We start from the raw sequence: 16952 nt of genomic DNA, 5'->3' as shown, positions 1-16952 counted from the left end.
CAGACTTTGCATAGAGGTTTGCAGCTCATGAGTCAGGTCAACTATAGCTTGTCGGATAAATTCTAGGGGCGGTTGGGCATGACTCATCGGTGTCTGGTCGATTTTGTCTGTTGGATGATATTGGCAGCACTAACTGATTAATCGAAGGTTTGATTGAGTGTGATCAGATGTGGTGATCTAAGGATGGATGGTTCCATCAGGCATAATTGTTTCCCTTAGATTAACTTGGCTTAGTTCAGCTTCAATGATAGTAGCCCCAGTTAAGTTAGCTTTACTGAGGTTAGCGCCCCTGAGCTTAGCTGTAGTCAGGTTAGACCCGCTTAAATTTGCTTTAGTAAGGTTCGCCCATCTAATGTCAACCCTGTAAAGGTCTGCCTCTGCTAGGTTAGCTCCAAACAGATAGCTTCCACTCAGGTGAGCTTCTGCTAGGTTAGCCCCTGGACACTCAGCTTTGTATAGGTAAGCCCCAAGGAGTTCAGCTTGATGAAGATTAGCATTGCTCAGATTAGCATGGCAGAGATTGGCAGCCATAAGGTTAGCCTCAACCAGGTTAGTCCGTCTTAGCTTTGCCCCACTTAAATCTGCTTCTGAGAGATTAGCTTTGAGCAAGCTAGTGCCAATTAGGTTTGCATTACTCAAATCAGCTTCCATGAGGTTAGCTAGGGTCAAGTCAGCCCCAATTAAATTGGCACCATTTAGGTCAGCCCTGATTAGGTTAGCTGCTATAAGTTTAGTCCCAATTAGCTCTGCCGAGATCAGTTTAGCTTTGATCAGTTCAGCATCTTGGAGGTTGGCATTACTGAGGTTAGCTTGGCTGAGGTTAGCGCTAATCAGTTTAATATTGCCTAGATTTGCCTTTTTTAGGTTAGCTTTTGCTAAGTTTACCCTTTCAAAGTTAGCCCCATTGAGGTTAACTTCGCTAAGGTCTGGTTCTAGATCTAGATTTGTCTTTCTCCATTCTGTCCATCTCAATGGATCTTGTTTGAGTAGAGCAAGATGTTCTAGATTGGCCATTGAGGTTCTCCTTCACATTATGTAGCGGTGCCAACAAAGACTTTAACTCAATGGCACTACATTAAGGGATCAGCTCAGGAAGAATTCCTTTCTATTCCTTGCGCTTGGCAGCAGGATGTTCACGACCACTCACGCTTTCAATAGCTGTCAGCGCTGCCTGAGACGCTGCTAATATATCCCGTTCTTCTCCACCTAGGTAGAGGCGTCCAAAGCTGCCCACTGCACTAATTTGTAAGATGTTAATTAAGGCGGATTTCTCTGCTTCATTGGCAGCTAGGGCGGCATAGGCAGCTGGCTCAACTTCTAATACATATAGGGTTTGCCCTGCTAGCAACATTTGACCCCGCCGTGTGCGATTAATTAACTGGGTCTGGTGGGCATCAATATTACGGATAATTTGGCTAGAAATGACCCGAGGTTTGAGCCGATCCTGTTCACGGACGCCCAGTGCGTCTAAAATTGCTTTGCCAGCTGTACGGGTTTCCCCTTGTTTATTAGCATGCACCTCTAGAAGTCCGTAAAGCCGTTCGACCACCAGCACTCCTGGACGCACGGCAGTGGATTTGAGGGCAATATCGGTAATCCGGTTAATTTCAATACCTGGTGAGATTTCAATCCAAAGGGAGGTATCTCCTGGTAAGGGCAAAAATCCTAACGCTACTGTTCCCATGTAAGCGGCGTGCTGAGGCTGCAAGCTGTCTATGTATACGTAACTGCGTAGTTCAATACCCAAAGTTTAATCTGTTCCTTTTTTGGTGACTAGAAGTTGTCCAAAAGGTAATTCGCACTCAAAGAAGCCTACCACACCTCTCGACCTTCTGCTTTACCCCAGTGAACCTCTTCACTGATTTCGACTTCATTGGCTAGTAATTCATCTAGGGTATATTCTCTGGGGGGGCAGATGGGTTGCTCGAGCTTTTGTTCATAGACATCAACAGCAATGATGACAAGCAACGAAAGATATTATTGTTGTTTTTATCCTTCAATAAAAAAATTTTTGATGATTAAAAAAAACTGCAAAATTAGTTTTATATGTTTAGATTTAGTATTGACTTTATAGTTAATTTTATATAATTTAGGTTGAGGTTAAAGCTATTAATATAAAAGAAATCGGTATTTTAAAAAAACCTGAACAATAGCATCACCACAAACCTTACTTTTTTAAAGCTCCGATGGTAACCTGTTTACTCATTAAACCAAGGAAATGTAAAACTTCGTGAGTTGAAAGGTTTATAACCACGATTCTGCTAATTTAAATTAAATTAGAAACTAGCCTATAATCACATACCTTCTCAGAGGGTGAATAGTTTGTCAATCCTGGCTGACATACTGTTGATGAAAGTTTTAAACTGATGAGATAATGGTAGTTTGGTCTAAAAAGGAAGTAAGTAATGCGACTGTCTCAGATGCTGTTGGTGACACTGCGGGAAGACCCAGTGGAAGCAGAAATCCCTAGCCATAAACTTTTGCTCCGTGCGGGTTATATTCGACGTATTGGCAGTGGCATCTACGCCTATTTACCCATGATGTGGCGTGTCCTGAAAAAAGTTTCTCAGATTGTGCGGGAGGAAATGGATGCCACAGGTGCTCAAGAGTGTCTACTACCTCAGCTACAACCGTCTGAGCTGTGGAAAGAATCGGGTCGTTGGGACACCTATACGAAAGCTGAGGGCATTATGTTTGCTCTGATTGACCGACAAAAGCGGGAATTGGGACTTGGACCAACCCATGAAGAGGTAATCACTACTGTTGCTAAGGACATGATTCGCTCCTATCGGCAATTACCTCTAAACCTGTATCAAATTCAAACTAAGTTCCGAGATGAAATTCGCCCCCGATTTGGCCTGATGCGGGGACGGGAATTCATTATGAAGGATGCATACTCCTTCCATACCGATCACGAAAGCCTAAAAAAGACTTATCAGGCGATGGATCAAGCCTATCGAAATATGTTTAGCCGCAGTGGTTTGGAGTTTAGAGCGGTTGAGGCTGACTCTGGGGCGATTGGGGGTTCGGGTTCTCAAGAATTTATGGTTCTGGCTGATGCTGGGGAAGACGAGATTCTCTACACGGAGGATGGCAAGTATTCTGCCAATGTGGAAAAAGCAGTTTCCTTACCACCAGACCTAGAGCCCTCACCCTATAACACTTATGAAAAACTAGAAACTCCAAACACCTCAACTATTGACACCCTCTGTCAATTCCTGAAGTGCTCTGCCACTAATGTGGTTAAAAATGTTCTTTACCAAATTGTCTATGACAACGGCATGACGGTGTTGGTTTTGGTGAGCATTCGGGGGGATCAAGATGTAAATGAGGTGAAGTTACAAAATGAATTGGTGAAATTGGCAGACCAATACGATGCCACAACGGTTTTAGCCCTGAGTGTACCAGAGGTGGCTACCCAGGAAAAATGGGCATCGAAACCTCTACCTTTGGGTTACATGGCACCTGATTTGGCAGATGATTACATCAAACCAGCTAAAGATATTGCGCCTCAGTTTTTGCGGTTGGTAGATCAAACAGCAGTGGAACTGAAAAACTTTACTACTGGTTCTAATCAGTCAGGCTATCACGTAGTTGGTGCCAATTGGGGTGAGCAATTCCAGTTACCGAAGCTAGTGGTGGATGTCCGTAAGGCGAGTCCAGGCGATCGCGCCATCCATGACCCGAATCAAACCCTCTTATGCGCTCGCGGAATTGAAGTTGGCCATATTTTCCAGTTGGGGAGGAAATACTCATCTGTGATGGGGGCTACTTACACCAGTGAGCAAGGAGAAGAAATTCCGTTATGTATGGGCTGTTATGGGGTGGGAGTGTCTCGGTTAGCTCAAGCAGCTGTAGAGCAATCCTATGACAAGGATGGGATTATCTGGCCAGTTGCGATCGCACCCTACCATGTGATTATCACGATCCCCAATGTGGGAGATACCCAGCAGATGGCAGCAGCAGAAAAACTTTACACTCAACTCAATGAAGCAGGTATCGAAACCCTGCTTGATGACCGCAACGAACGAGCTGGGGTCAAGTTCAAAGATGCTGATTTAATTGGGATTCCCTACCGGATTGTGACTGGGCGATCGCTTAAAGATGGCAAAGTGGAAGTGGTGGAACGGGCTACCCACAAATCGACAGAACTCTCCCTTGAGGAAGTGCTACCCACCCTAAAGCAGTGGATTGATACAGCTCTAAGTACGGTTTAGGATTGAGGGTTGCAGGTTCCGTAGCGTGGCCGAAAGGCCAAGGTTGCAGGTTCCGTAGCGTGGCCGAAAGGCCAAGGTTGAATGATACAAGGATAAGCATCAAGCGTGAATATGACTAATGACTAATTAGTGTTAAAGCCATTCTATGGGTAGGGAAACGGTAAAGGTCGTTCCCTTACCCAATTCACTGTCCACAGTTATCTGACCGCCCATCAGATGACAGAGTTTTTTTGCGATCGCTAAACCCAAGCCAGCCCCACCATACTTGCGGGTGTCCGACTCATCTACCTGAGTGAAGGGTTCAAAAATCTTTGAATGTTGCTCTGGACTGATGCCAATACCGGTGTCACTGACTTGAAATGTGATTGATGGTTTAGTTCTTTGGTGTTGACCAAAATCAGGAATAATTGTAGATGGTGAATTAAATTTATCGTCAATCTCTGCTGTGCCATCACTCTTTTTGACTATCAATTTAACAGTTCCATGCTCTGTAAATTTACAAGCGTTGTTGAGCAAGTTAAGCAGGATTTGGCGCATTTTGGTGGGGTCAGTACGGATTCTGCCAGGGTTGTTCAAATAGATTACTTCTAAGGTATTTTTGTTTTTTTCCGATAAAGGACGCACATTGGTTATCAGTTCTTCAATCAATGAGGATATCTCAGTCTTTTCTTCATGGATTTCTAGCTCACCTACTTTCATTTTCGATAGGTCAAGTATGTCGTTAAATAAATTCAGCAGATGCCAACTAGAGTTTTGAATCTTCTCTAGCCGGGGAATAAAGTATTCTGGATCCGACTTTTGAGCCCGAGCTTGTAATAACTCACTATTACCAATAATGATATTTAGAGGCGTGCGAAACTCATGGCTCATGTTGGCTATAAATTGGCTCTTAGCATAGTTAGCTTTCTCAGCTATTTCTTTAGCTTTGATTAGCTCCTGCAAGTAAAGTTGACGCTGTTTATGAGCCTGTCGGATTTGGTGCTGTTGATCTCTAACTTGATCGACAAACTTTAGGGTTTTATTGATGGTAATTTCCAAATCCTGAAAATCTATTGGTTTGGTCAGAAAATCAAAAGCACCACAGTTCATCGCTGTCCTAATATTTTTCATATCCCCATAAGCTGATACCACCACTGCTTTAAGTGTTGGGTCAACTTCAGGGATAAACCCTAGCAAAGTAAGACCATCCATCTCAGGCATATTGATATCAGTTAAGATCAGATCTATTCGTTTTGAGGATTTTAGGATGTCGAGCGCTTCAGAGCCATTATGCGCAAATAAAAAGTCCAACTCTTGAGTTCTGATCCGTTTTCTAAGTCGCTGTTTTATGAGACGTTCTAATTCCAGCTCATCATCCACAACAAGGATGATTTTTTTTGAAAATGCCATGTAATTTTATCTCCCCTTGAGGATTACCACTTAGTTTTAATAGTTGGTAATGGGTAATAAGAAAAATAATGAATTGGGAATTGGGAATTGGGAATTGTTCTTACCCATGACCGATTAGCCATGACCGATTAGCCATGACCGATTAGCCATTACCAAAAAAACGTTTATTATGAACACTACTAAAAATACCGGACGTGATATATCTATATAATTCCCATTAACCCTTAATTAAGTAACAGTCTAGAGTAGTAAAGTTATTTAATTATGTTTACTGGTTTGTGAATATATGATGACCAAAGGAGTGTCAGTTGCTGCTGTCTAAATTCCTTAAGGGTAGGCAAATTATAAATTCCGTATAAGCTCCCAATTTAGTGTCCACATTGAGTGTTCCTCTATGCTGTCCAATGATGATATCATAGGTTAAGGATAATCCTAAGCCTGTTCCTTCTCCCGTAGGTTTAGTAGTAAAGAAAGGATGGAATATCTTCTCCTTAATTTCAGGCGGGATACCAGTACCATTATCACCAATCCGAATTTCTACTGAGTCACTTAAGCGCAATGTCTTCACCCAAAGCATGGCGGTAAATGGTTCACCGATGTTTTTCTGCTTGCTTTGGAGGGCATAGCAAGCATTTTCGACAATGTTAATGAAGGCACGACTAATATCACTAGACACCAACTCCAGTTGACCAATGGAATCATCATAGTCAGTTTTAATCGTGACATTGAAGTGATGATTCTTGGCACGAACACTGTGATAAGCCAACTGGATAGCTTGGGCTAATACAGTATTGAGGTCAGTCAGTTGGAGTTGAGTACTGTCAGTTCGAGCATGCTGCATCATACTTTGAATGATGCCCTCGGCTCTTTGACCATGACGTTTGATAGCGAGAGAATTGTCTCGCAGTTCTGTCAAGGTTTCTTTGATATAGCTAGCTGTTGTTGTTTCTATATGCTCTAATTGGATTTTAAATTCTTCGATGAGTTCCTCAGCTAACTCCATCGAACCTTCGGCATAATTGTTGACAAAGTTGAGAGGATTCCTAAGTTCATGGGCAACCCCTGCAGTTAAGGTGCCGAGGTATGCTAGTTTCTCTGTGGCAATAATTTGCTCTTGGGCTTCCTTAAGCTGTTGGAAAGTTTTACTTAACCTCGTTTCCGCCGCCGCACGTTCCGCAACTTCTTCTTTCAAACGGGCATTTTGCTCATCAAGGGTTCTAGTCAAATTTCTTATTTGTAGATGTATCCTTACTCTAGCCAATACCTCGTCTTGTTGAAACGGTTTGGTGATGTAATCGACGGCTCCGATGGAAAGACCTTTGACCTTATCAACTGTGTCAGTCAGTGCGGTCATAAAAATTACCGGGATGTCTCGATTTGAGGGGTTGGCCTTTAGTCTTTTGCAAGTCTCAAATCCATCAATTCCTGGCATCATTACGTCCAATAGAATTAGATCGGGTTGATTATAGTTAACTTGTTCAATCGCGCTTTCACCATCTGTTTCCACAGCAACCGTAAAGCCAGCATTGTGCAAAGCCTGGGATATAACTGATAAATTGGTGGGTGTATCATCTACAACTAAGATGAGATTTTTGTCTTGATCGTATGTCACTGCTTCAGGATCCTATCAACACAAATTAATTTACTCATAAATTTAAAAATATCTATAATTTATGCTACCTTTACCATGTCTAATTATAATTTTGTTTCTTCAAATCAAAAAAATAGAGTTATAATTATATAAATTTTAGTGATTATGAATTGATTTGGATAAATGAGTTAACTTATTAAAGTTAACAAACCCTAAGCCGGACAAAAAAATGGGTAGCCTGATTCATCTGTGCTGGTGCATACTTGAAGCTATTAATGAAAAAGGTGCTTGTTTAGGATTATATAAACTTACCTTGAACTTACCCTCAGGGAAAATACTGACAGGAGGCGGTATTTATGGCAGTTATTGTCAAAGATTGAGAAACGAGCCAGGAGTATATTTGGCTCGGAACAAGATTCGGAGTTTACAAGTCATCACGCCCAAGTCATTTCTGGGAGTAATTTCAGACATAAGCGAGTTTGTTACCTACTTTTGCTTAAGTCCTGTTCGCGCAGCGGAGGCCTTCGGCCAATCATTTATAGATGATTACCCATGATAAAAACCTCTGCTTGTCTGCTTTCCCATCAGCCTTAACTATGGGTGTTCAACCAGATTTGTTCTGATGGACTATTGATCTGATGGGCTATTTACCAAAGCCAGAATTTCTTGCCACTCCTGATTTGATAAAGGCTTCTCTACCAACTCCACACCAAAACAATCGGCAGCAGCATGAGTTAGGGCATCCACCACAATGTTTATTAAGGCATCTCCCTGTTGAGCCATGGGTAGATTAAAGGGAGGGGGCGCTTCCCCAAACACGTGAGTATACAGTCCAGCATCTGGTTCTAAGCGAATTGAGCCATGCTGCAAAATCACATTACCACGGCGCAATTGAGCACTACCAATCAGTTTAGAACCATCTGCCAACACTAAATCGGCACCAGTAGCAGTCCCGAAACAGTTGGGATTGTTAATATACCCCTGTCCTGCTGAACCATAGTGCAACTCTACACCAAGGGAGCGCCACCCCTGAATCAAAAACTCACAAATTTGGTGATAGGCATCAAGACGTTTACCAGTCAACCCGGAATTAACCACCATATAGGTCAAATCTCCCTGATGTAGCACAGCTCTACCACCACTGGGACGCCTTACCAGCTCTACTGGTTGTGATGCCCAAGTGAGTTGTTCCCAGAACTCAGGCCAACGGCGTTGATGGTAGCCAAGAGAGATGGTTGGTGATGCCCAGGTATAAAATCGCAATACTGGGGGATGTTTTCCCCGTTGGTGCTGGGCTAGTAGCCACTGGTCAATGGCCATCTGAAGCCGCCCTGATGCCTGTAGTAAGGGTATTAAACGCCAGGATGAACTCTGAAGTGGTAAGTCTGAACGATCAGAAGTCTTAAGTGGTAAGTCTGAAGTATTAAACAATGCCATTGTTGGCTGATTTGTTCGAACTGGTATGTTTTAACTTTTATCCTTCACCTGTGTGCTAACATCATCTTGTATCAGAAGATTTTAGGCCGCACCAAACTCAGCTTGTAATAAGTCATCATTGTCATCGGCGATAGTGGCTACCACGGTGATGGCGCGAGAAATTTCCCCTGGGGACAATTCAGCAACAGTTCGCGTGGATAACACGACAACTTGATCCTCAACAATAGCAAAGCGGGATTCAAAGGTGTCATACCAGTTCATTTCCAGGAGTTTGCGCATCAATGTTGCCTCGTCCTTGGCAGGTAGATGCATCACAGAAGACCAAGCTGTAAAGGTGTCATCATCTGTGGAACCAGTGAGCTGGACGAATACTTCCACGCTACCGTACTGAAACTTCCACAAGTAGCCTTCTTCACTGTGGCTTACCATAGCGCTATTGTTTTGTTCCAGGCTGGAGATGACCGTTTCAATGTTTTCGACATAGTTAACGGCAGTCATAGTCTGGTTGAACTCACTGGCAACGATTTCTGCCATTGACAAGTCTTGACTAGATAGAGTGTCAGGATTCGGCTGTGGGTTTGTCATAATCAATTTCTCTGTGCTGGTCTTGGGGTTTGCCTAAGACCCAGTATCACCTGTAGCTATGCTTGTTGACACGTTGATTAATTTTCTTAAATCAAGGGTCGAGACATGGAATTAGGTGAGAGAGGCAAAAAGGAAAGGGTCAAGGGTAAAAGATGATTTTTCTTTAACCTTTTTCCTTGAACCCTTTTCTTATATTTTACCTTTGAGAGATCGAAACACTAACAAAGGCACTTGCTCAGCTTCTGATTACTTGACCAATTTTCTAGGAGACTGCTTTTTGCTGATTTTTAGATACCTGATTGAGACCCTTTAAAAACATTGGCACAAATTTTTCTATAAACCCTTGTGGATCTTGCTGCCAAGCCTTTTGTGCTACCTGAATCCTGGTCATTTGTAGTTCAGGGGCTAGCAAGGTTTGGGGTAAGCGCTCGATCAGGTACTGAGGACGTTCCCACACTGGCAAGGTATTGGCAACCTCCAGCAAGTTATTGATTCGGCGGAGTTCAGCACCTGCCATCAGATCTATACCAGATTCATAAGCCGCCTGTTCTATGGCTACATACTGGCGCTTTGCCTGTTCTACCTTCTGTCGATGTTCTGGGCTTTTCTTGGCAATTTGTGCCAACCACCGATTCCCCCAACGGACATGACCAACTTCCTCTGGGAAAATCCGTTCAATGGTTTTGATAATCTTAATATTTTCTTTAGTTTTTGGTGCCTCTTTCAATGCTTTGATGTGGGCTGAGAAGTACTCACATCCGCGTTTTTCGGTGACATTAATCGCGGCCAAACCAGCGATCAGTCCATCGTTGAGCTTTCCTTGTTGTTTATAGCTTTCCTGGTCGATTAGTCGATCAAATTCCTTGATGTAGGACACTCCAGGGGGCTTACCAATATCTGCTCCCAGTTCCATGAGTAGGTCAGTCAGCCACATGGCATGACGAGCTTCGTCAGCAATGTGATGAGATAGATCCCGCACCAGTTCTTTTGGCTGACCATCCAGCTTTTCTACCAAATCCGTGAGATCTAGGCAACTGTGTTGTTCGTTGTAGCGATAGCGGTTGAGCATGACCAGGTGAAGTTTGCGATCGCGTACCACATGTGGCAAGATTTCACGGGCACCCATGCCATTGTTTGATTTGTGAGGATATGCAACTGTCATAGATTTTATTAGCTATACTCGCACCAAACCGACGTCTGACCCGATAGGGGAACGGTCGTTGAATTGGCAACAGGAATTATTTCTGAGTTTCACCGAACATACCCCCAGTCTACTGTAGTCTGTAATAATAAGAAGTTACTCGACCTTACCAGTAGCCAAAAGTTTGATTCAGTAATAACATCAATCTCAAACAATCTAAAAACAGTGGGATCATACCTATTCCTAAATTGTGAGCGATCTGAAATACTAATTAATCAAGAGTCAGACATAAATAAAGAAGCCACCCTTAAGGATGGCTAATGGTCTTAGTTAACCATTGACAAAGTACTAGACATCGTAGTAGAGTGCGAACTCGTAAGGATGAGGCCGCAACCGCATGGGATTGACTTCGTTGTCTATTTTGAATTCAATCCAGTTGGTAATAAAGTCTTCGGTGAATACTCCTGATTCAGTCAAGAAGGTATGATCCTTTTCTAAGGCTGCCAGAGCATCCTCTAGAGAACCGGGGGTTGATGGAATTTTGCTCAATTCCTCTGGAGAGAGGTCGTAAATATCCACATCCAGAGAATCACCGGGTTCAATCTCGTTCTTGATGCCATCAATACCAGCACAGAGCATGGCGGCGAAGGCGAGATAGGGGTTACAGGTTGCATCAGGGCAACGGAACTCTAACCGCTTCGCCTTGGGATTGGGTCCAGACAGAGGAATGCGGATGGAAGCTGAACGGTTACCTTGGGAATAAGCTAAGTTCACGGGCGCTTCAAACCCAGGTACCAGACGCTTGTAGGAGTTGGTGCTGGGGTTGGTAAGTGCCAACAGAGCCGGGGCGTGCTTGAGTAAACCACCGATGTAATTGAGCGCCATTTTACTTAGGTTGGCGTAACCATCACCCCAAAACAAGGGTTCTCCATCCTTCCAGATAGATTGATGGGTATGCATCCCGGAACCATTGTCGTTCAAGATTGGTTTGGGCATGAAGGTGACAGTTCTGCCATACTTCTTGGCAACATTTTTGATGACATACTTATAAATCATCAGATCGTCAGCAGCCTTAATTAGGGTGCCAAAGCGGATACCCAACTCGTTCTGTCCACCTGTAGCCACCTCGTGGTGGTGCTTTTCAATGGGTACACCGCACTCTGCCATAGTCAGCAGCATTTCGGTACGCATGTCTTGCAGGGTGTCCGTGGGGGCAACAGGGAAATAACCTTCTTTATAGCGAGGCTTATATGCGAGGTTACCACCTGCTTCTTCTCGACCAGAATTCCAACGACCTTCAACGCTGTCTACATAGTAGTAGCACTGACTCTCGGTTTGGTCAAAGCGAACATCATCAAACACAAAGAATTCAGCTTCTGGACCAAAGAAGGCGGTATCCCCAATGCCAGTGCTGCTCAGATAGTCAAGGGCTTTCTGAGCAATGCTGCGAGGATCGCGGCTGTACCACTCCCCTGTACGCGGTTCCTTAATGCTGCAAATCATGCTCAGGGTTGGTTCTTTCATGAATGGGTCGATCCAAGCCGTTGTGGGATCAGGAACCATTGCCATGTCAGATTCGTTGATTGCTTTCCAACCCCGAATGCTTGAACCATCGAAGGGAACTCCTTCGTCAAAGGAACTCTCTTCTATTTGGTCAAAGTAAAACGAGCAGTGCTGCCAGATCCCTGGCATATCAATGAATTTAAGGTCGATGATTTTTATGTCTTCGTCTTGAATCATTTTCAAGACTTCTTGTGGGGTTTCAGGCATGAATGACTCCTTTGAACAGCTTTACGTTTGTTTACAAAGAAACAATTTTAGAAAATTACTTGAGGCACGTGAATCTACCAAAATTGGCTACACTTAACCTTTCCCAAACCGAGGACTGGCTAGGTAAGCATCCGAGTCAGTTATTCGTGGGGAGATACTTTTTTTGCGAGTGGTTCAAGGAGCACGATTTCCTTAAAAGCATCCTGAGGGGGTGACATGAGCCATTAAAAGCTTGCTATATAAGGCTTTAAGGCCAATAATTCATGTAAGATCTAGTCCCAAATTAACTCTCGATTCATTTAATGGCAAGCTCAAACCCTTATAACATAGTCCAATGTCAACCCAAAACAGAATGTATCTTTTTGTAACATATGGGCTGAAATTATTACCCAGTAATGATTTCAGCTTGCATGTCACCCCCCCATAAAAGCATCTTGATTGGCTTTTCCCTTGAACAGTGAAAAGTTGTAGTTCCCTGATTCCTGACTCATCCTAGGGATAGAAAGTAGGAGATTATGTATCTAACAATACAGAATGTCCTAAGATGTACGGATCTCATATGAATAAAAAATTAAATTTTCGACTTCTAGACTCAGTCAGGTTGGCAAAAAGGCTCGCACAAAGGCTCAACAGAAGGTCTTTGTCTGCTCAGCAAGGGAGCCCATGGCAAGACTAGGCTCTGGTTAGTGGCAGGTTTTGCCTAAATCCCTCTATATGGCCTCTATATGGGCAATGGGGTTAGTGGGAGCATTTGGTCGGTCGGTTCTAGTTTCCCTGTTTCCCCCCTCTGGGAGTGTCTTGCTCAACTATAAGGTCACATCTATGGTGGGCAACCCCCAATCCTATAGGAGGATTCAGGATGAAAGCAACAAGCAACACGGTACAATCTAGTGATGAAAGATATGTATACGCTTAGCTCCAGGCAATTATAGCGTCTGGAGTTGAGCACACATTCAACTTGCTGTTTAACTCCTGTGGGGCGCATAATGTAGCGCTCTGTATCTGTTGAGTTCTCGCCCTAAATCTAGGGAAGACACCAATAGTAAATCAAAATTATCAAGATTGTTGTTGGGAGAATAATTTAATGAGGGATTTAGTCACAAACTTGATTAGGAATTATGATAGCTCAGGTCGCTACCTAGATCGGGATGCCATCGATTCACTTAAGTCTTACTTTGAAACTGGCACCGCTCGGGTGGCTGTAGCTACTTTAATCAATGGCAATGCTGCTTCTATTGTCAAGCAAGCATCAGCACAACTGTATGAGGAAGTTCCTGAACTGTTGCGTCCAGGTGGCAATTCTTATACGACTCGTCGTTATGCTGCTTGTTTACGAGATCTGGATTATTACCTGCGCTATGCTAGTTATGCCCTAGTTGCTGGTGATACCAATGTCCTGGATGAGCGGGTTCTACAAGGGTTGCGGGAAACCTATAACTCCCTAGGTGTGCCAATCGGTCCAACGGTGCGTGGGATTGAGATTATGAAAGATATGGTCAAAGCAATGGCAACAGAAGCTGGTATCGGGAATATCGGATTTGTTGATCAGCCTTTTGACCACATGAATCGTGAGTTTAGCGAAACAGATGTTTAAGACATTGATGGTTCGTTGAGAGTTGACGGTTGTACGGGTGACCAGACTGGTTGCCCGTACTATAGGGCTGCGCGCAGGGAATCGGGAATCGGGAATCGGGAATCGGGAATCGGAAATCGGGAATCGGGAATCGGGAATCGGGAATCGGGAATCGGGTAATTGCTGATTTAATTGCTAATTTTGTCAAGGTCTATTACTTGAACGCTGCTCCAGTAAGGGACGAAACTAACAAACTGGCGAGAGCGTCCAGCCACAAATAATTGAATTACTGATTTAATTGCGATTGGCCGTAGGCCACGCTACGCGAACGCTTAATACAGGCTTGCTGGTTTGTAGCACTCAGGACGGATAACTGGCTTATAAAATAGTACATAGATACTAATTAAAGTCCAGTATGTGTGGTAGATTCACGCTGACAACGATAGGGGTAAGCCTAGCGCGAGCTTTGAATTTAGATCATGTGCCAACTGAGGAGGCTAAGTACAATATTGCCCCTACTCAGCTGGTAGCAACAGTCTTAAACCCCTCAAACGATAGTGAGCGACAATGGCAATTGTTTCGTTGGGGTTTAATTCCTAGTTGGGCAAAGGATCTTAAAATTGGTGCAAAGCTGATTAATGCTAGAGCAGAAACGGTAGCAGAAAAGCCAGCATTTCGCAGTGCATTTCGTCGTCGGCGTTGCTTGGTTGTAGCGGATGGTTTTTATGAGTGGCGACGAAAGGATGGCAAGAAGCAACCGTTGTATTTCCAGAGGAAAGATAAGCGTCCGTTTGCTTTTGCAGGACTTTGGGAACGTTGGAAAAATCCAGCGGGTGAGATAATTGTTTCTTGTACAATTATAACCACAGTAGCTAATGAAATTATCAGTCCGATCCATGATCGAATGCCAGTGATATTAGAACCTAGTGATTATGATTTATGGCTGCATCATCAGGTAAGTCAACGGGAGCTATTGCAGCCACTACTGATTACCTATGATGCCCAGAAGATGAGTGTTTATCCCGTTAGCACTACTGTGAATAATGTCAGAAATAGTAGTCCTGAGTGTATCATACCTGTGGAAATTAATAATAAGTCCAATAGTCACTACCATTATACATTTTAAATTACCATGACTGCTTTTACAGTAAATTTAAACTCTATTCTTGAAATAACCGATGACCAATTTTATCAGTTATGTCGAAATAACCCGGAGATTAAATTTGAGCGCAATGCCAAGGGAGAACTGATTATTATGTCACCTACTGGTGGAGAAACTGGTAAACAAAATTTTGAACTAGCTACTGATTTTGGAATTTGGAATCGACAAGCTAAATTAGGGGTTTGTTTTGACTCTTCGACATGCTTTAAACTCCCTAATGGTGCTGACCGTTCTCCGGATATAGCGTGGATTAAACAAGAACGTTGGGATTCGCTTAAACCAGAGCAACGCCAGAAGTTTCCACCGATTTGCCCCGATTTTGTTCTAGAATTAATGTCTCCAACTGATAGGTTAACCGTGACTCAAGCCAAGATGGAGGAATATCTAAAAAATGGGGTACGTCTGGGCTGGTTAATTAATCCTCAAGCACGGCAAGTGGAAATTTATCGACCAGGACAAGTGGTGGAGGTGTTGGAGTCTCCTAAGACTTTATCAGGGGAGGAGGTTTTGCCTGGGTTTGTCTTGGATTTGCACTATCTTTGGTCAACCTAGGATTATTGTGCGTTCGCGTAGCGGCTCGTAGCAAGCATTGCTTTTTTTTAAGTAAGCAAGATGTGAGCAATATTTGCCGTTAAAGCTGTTAGATAATTAACCAAAATCACTATTATGACTGCTTTTACAGTAAGTTTAAACTCTATTATTGAACTGACCGATGACCAATTTTATCAGTTATGTCGAAATAACCCGGAGATTAAATTTGAACGCAATGCCAAGGGAGAAGTGATTATTATGTCACCTACTGGCGGAGAAACTGGTAACCATAATGCTGAAATCATCATCGATTTAGGTATTTGGAATCGACGAACTAAGCTAGGTAAAGTTTTTGACTCTTCGACATGCTTTAAACTCCCTAATGGTGCTGACCGTTCTCCGGATGTAGCGTGGATTAAACAACAACGCTGGGATTCACTTAAACCAGAGCAACGCCAGAAGTTTCCACCGATTTGCCCGGATTTTGTGGTAGAATTAATGTCTCCAAGTGATCGGTTAACGGTGACTCAAGCCAAGATGGAGGAATATCTAAAAAATGGGGTACGTCTGGGCTGGTTAATTAATCCTCAAGCACGGCAAGTGGAAATTTATCGACCAGGACAAGTGGTGGAGGTGTTGGAGTCTCCTAAGACTTTATCAGGGGAGGAGGTTTTGCCTGGGTTTGTCTTGGATTTGCACTATCTTTGGTCAACCTAGGATTCTGCTTTTGTCAATAATCACTTGCCCCCGGAATGATAATTTTTTAAAAATTCAACACTAGTTTTTTAGAGGTCTGCTATGGGTCGTGCATCAAAACTAAAACAACAACGTCGCCAAGAATCTCACGACGGTACTAACAGAACTTCATCCCGAGCTAGGTACGTATTATTTGAATCCAATAGCTCTAATTACCTAGCTTCATTAGAGTTATTAGGTGGCATGGAACGGTTAAATTGGTGTCCTCATCCAGGGGGAGCACTAAAATTTGATTCCTCTAGTCAAGCCCAAGCCAAAGCTAAGCGGATTGCTAAGCAAAGAGGATACACCCTACAAGTGGTTGAGCTTAATTCTGAAGATGTTAATACTGACCAAAAACTTTAGTTACAACCTCCACATTAGGCTCAACCTCTATCCAAAGGGTGGCACCACCATTCTTGGGAGATTCGGGTCGATAGACTAACCGGGATGGCCCGCTGATTTCTACATAATGACAGTTGATATCGCGATTACCCCGTTTAACTGTAATCACTGGGTCTGTTGTATGGTTTTGTTGATTCTTTTGAAGTACTTCTTCGTTGAGGTAGATGTGAGTCATCGATTTGCTGGGCTGTTTTCTCCAGGAGCCTTGTGGTCCACGGCTACCGGGAATTATCTTGGGCATACCGTTATATAGGGGAATCCGCCAAAAGCGACCCACTTTTTCGGCTCCTTGAATTCTGCCCTCTTTAAGGAGTTGGCGAACTCGTTGAGGACAAATACCTAGGAGATAGGCGGCTTGGGTGGTATCTATCATGATCGGACAACTTACTCTAGCGCTATTAATTTATTCCAAAATA

At 43.4% G+C, this 16952-nt stretch carries 18 protein-coding genes; 7 read left to right on the top strand and 11 right to left on the bottom strand.

Annotation, left to right across the window (positions count from 1 at the left end):
• Positions 1 to 177: 177 nt before the first annotated feature.
• The 3 genes from F6K46_RS02295 to F6K46_RS02285 all read right to left on the bottom strand — a co-directional run bounded on the left by F6K46_RS02295 (position 178) and on the right by F6K46_RS02285 (position 1968).
• Positions 178 to 1014 (bottom strand): pentapeptide repeat-containing protein, encoded by an 837-nt coding sequence (locus F6K46_RS02295; RefSeq protein ID WP_070396125.1) that lies wholly within the window; start codon positions 1012 to 1014, stop codon positions 178 to 180.
• A 91-nt stretch (positions 1015 to 1105) separates the two neighbouring features.
• The gene (locus F6K46_RS02290; RefSeq protein WP_044491860.1) at positions 1106 to 1747 is read right to left on the bottom strand and encodes a hypothetical protein; all 642 of its coding nucleotides are present in this window, start codon (positions 1745 to 1747) and stop codon (positions 1106 to 1108) included.
• A gap of 65 nt (positions 1748 to 1812) precedes the next feature.
• The gene (locus F6K46_RS02285) at positions 1813 to 1968 is read right to left on the bottom strand and encodes a hypothetical protein (RefSeq protein WP_293025344.1); all 156 of its coding nucleotides are present in this window, start codon (positions 1966 to 1968) and stop codon (positions 1813 to 1815) included.
• Between the two features lie 437 nt (positions 1969 to 2405).
• Here F6K46_RS02285 and proS point away from each other — a divergent pair, with 437 nt between their 5' ends.
• On the top strand, positions 2406 to 4217 hold the full coding sequence (gene proS, locus F6K46_RS02280; protein WP_293058418.1) for a proline--tRNA ligase: 1812 nt from the start codon (positions 2406 to 2408) through the stop codon (positions 4215 to 4217).
• Between the two features lie 132 nt (positions 4218 to 4349).
• On the opposite strand, the gene F6K46_RS02275 is transcribed toward proS, so the two are convergent.
• The 6 genes from F6K46_RS02275 to glnA form a co-directional block, all read right to left on the bottom strand.
• On the bottom strand, positions 4350 to 5606 hold the full coding sequence (locus tag F6K46_RS02275) for an ATP-binding protein (RefSeq protein WP_293058416.1): 1257 nt from the start codon (positions 5604 to 5606) through the stop codon (positions 4350 to 4352).
• Positions 5607 to 5910: 304 nt separating this feature from the next.
• Positions 5911 to 7218 carry a response regulator gene (locus F6K46_RS02270; protein ID WP_293058414.1) on the bottom strand — a complete coding sequence of 436 codons (1308 nt, stop codon included), beginning with the start codon at positions 7216 to 7218 and terminating at the stop codon, positions 5911 to 5913.
• 606 nt (positions 7219 to 7824) lie between these two features.
• Positions 7825 to 8634, bottom strand: coding sequence for a lipoate--protein ligase family protein (locus F6K46_RS02265; RefSeq protein ID WP_293058413.1), 810 nt, complete (start codon positions 8632 to 8634; stop codon positions 7825 to 7827).
• An 81-nt stretch (positions 8635 to 8715) separates the two neighbouring features.
• Positions 8716 to 9219, bottom strand: coding sequence for a YbjN domain-containing protein (locus F6K46_RS02260; protein WP_070396130.1), 504 nt, complete (start codon positions 9217 to 9219; stop codon positions 8716 to 8718).
• Positions 9220 to 9481: 262 nt separating this feature from the next.
• Positions 9482 to 10381 (bottom strand): ferritin-like domain-containing protein, encoded by a 900-nt coding sequence (locus F6K46_RS02255; protein WP_293058411.1) that lies wholly within the window; start codon positions 10379 to 10381, stop codon positions 9482 to 9484.
• Positions 10382 to 10708: 327 nt separating this feature from the next.
• Entirely contained in the window at positions 10709 to 12130 is a 1422-nt protein-coding gene (glnA, locus tag F6K46_RS02250) for a type I glutamate--ammonia ligase (RefSeq protein ID WP_293058409.1), read from the bottom strand.
• A gap of 714 nt (positions 12131 to 12844) precedes the next feature.
• Between glnA and F6K46_RS02245 the strand changes: the two genes are divergently transcribed.
• Positions 12845 to 13021, top strand: a complete 177-nt coding sequence (locus F6K46_RS02245) for a hypothetical protein (RefSeq protein WP_293058407.1) — start codon at positions 12845 to 12847, stop codon at positions 13019 to 13021.
• Positions 13022 to 13214: 193 nt separating this feature from the next.
• Positions 13215 to 13724, top strand: coding sequence for an allophycocyanin subunit beta (gene apcB, locus F6K46_RS02240; protein WP_293025858.1), 510 nt, complete (start codon positions 13215 to 13217; stop codon positions 13722 to 13724).
• Here the strand turns inward: apcB and F6K46_RS02235 are convergent.
• Complete coding sequence (locus F6K46_RS02235) at positions 13705 to 13911, bottom strand: hypothetical protein (RefSeq protein WP_293058405.1); 207 nt, start codon at positions 13909 to 13911, stop codon at positions 13705 to 13707. The two genes, apcB and F6K46_RS02235, sit on opposite strands and share 20 nt — an antisense overlap.
• Positions 13912 to 14118: 207 nt before the next feature.
• Here F6K46_RS02235 and F6K46_RS02230 point away from each other — a divergent pair, with 207 nt between their 5' ends.
• The 4 genes from F6K46_RS02230 to F6K46_RS02215 all read left to right on the top strand — a co-directional run bounded on the left by F6K46_RS02230 (position 14119) and on the right by F6K46_RS02215 (position 16497).
• The gene (locus tag F6K46_RS02230; protein ID WP_293058403.1) at positions 14119 to 14829 is read left to right on the top strand and encodes an SOS response-associated peptidase; all 711 of its coding nucleotides are present in this window, start codon (positions 14119 to 14121) and stop codon (positions 14827 to 14829) included.
• Positions 14830 to 14835: 6 nt separating this feature from the next.
• Positions 14836 to 15417, top strand: a complete 582-nt coding sequence (locus tag F6K46_RS02225; RefSeq protein WP_293058401.1) for a Uma2 family endonuclease — start codon at positions 14836 to 14838, stop codon at positions 15415 to 15417.
• 114 nt (positions 15418 to 15531) lie between these two features.
• The gene (locus F6K46_RS02220; protein ID WP_293058399.1) at positions 15532 to 16113 is read left to right on the top strand and encodes a Uma2 family endonuclease; all 582 of its coding nucleotides are present in this window, start codon (positions 15532 to 15534) and stop codon (positions 16111 to 16113) included.
• Positions 16114 to 16194: 81 nt separating this feature from the next.
• A complete protein-coding gene (locus F6K46_RS02215) occupies positions 16195 to 16497 on the top strand; it encodes a hypothetical protein (protein ID WP_293058397.1) in 303 nt (100 codons plus the stop codon).
• Here F6K46_RS02215 and F6K46_RS02210 read toward each other — a convergent pair.
• The gene (locus F6K46_RS02210; protein ID WP_293036834.1) at positions 16475 to 16909 is read right to left on the bottom strand and encodes a helix-turn-helix domain-containing protein; all 435 of its coding nucleotides are present in this window, start codon (positions 16907 to 16909) and stop codon (positions 16475 to 16477) included. The two genes, F6K46_RS02215 and F6K46_RS02210, sit on opposite strands and share 23 nt — an antisense overlap.
• Positions 16910 to 16952: the final 43 nt, after the last annotated feature.

Origin of the sequence: Moorena sp. SIO3E8, assembly GCF_010692445.1 — a bacterium.
In the GTDB taxonomy this organism is placed as follows: Bacteria; Cyanobacteriota; Cyanobacteriia; order Cyanobacteriales; family Coleofasciculaceae; genus Moorena; species Moorena bouillonii.
Note: the sequence above shows the minus strand (reverse complement) of the source record. Positions and strands in the feature narration are given on the sequence as shown.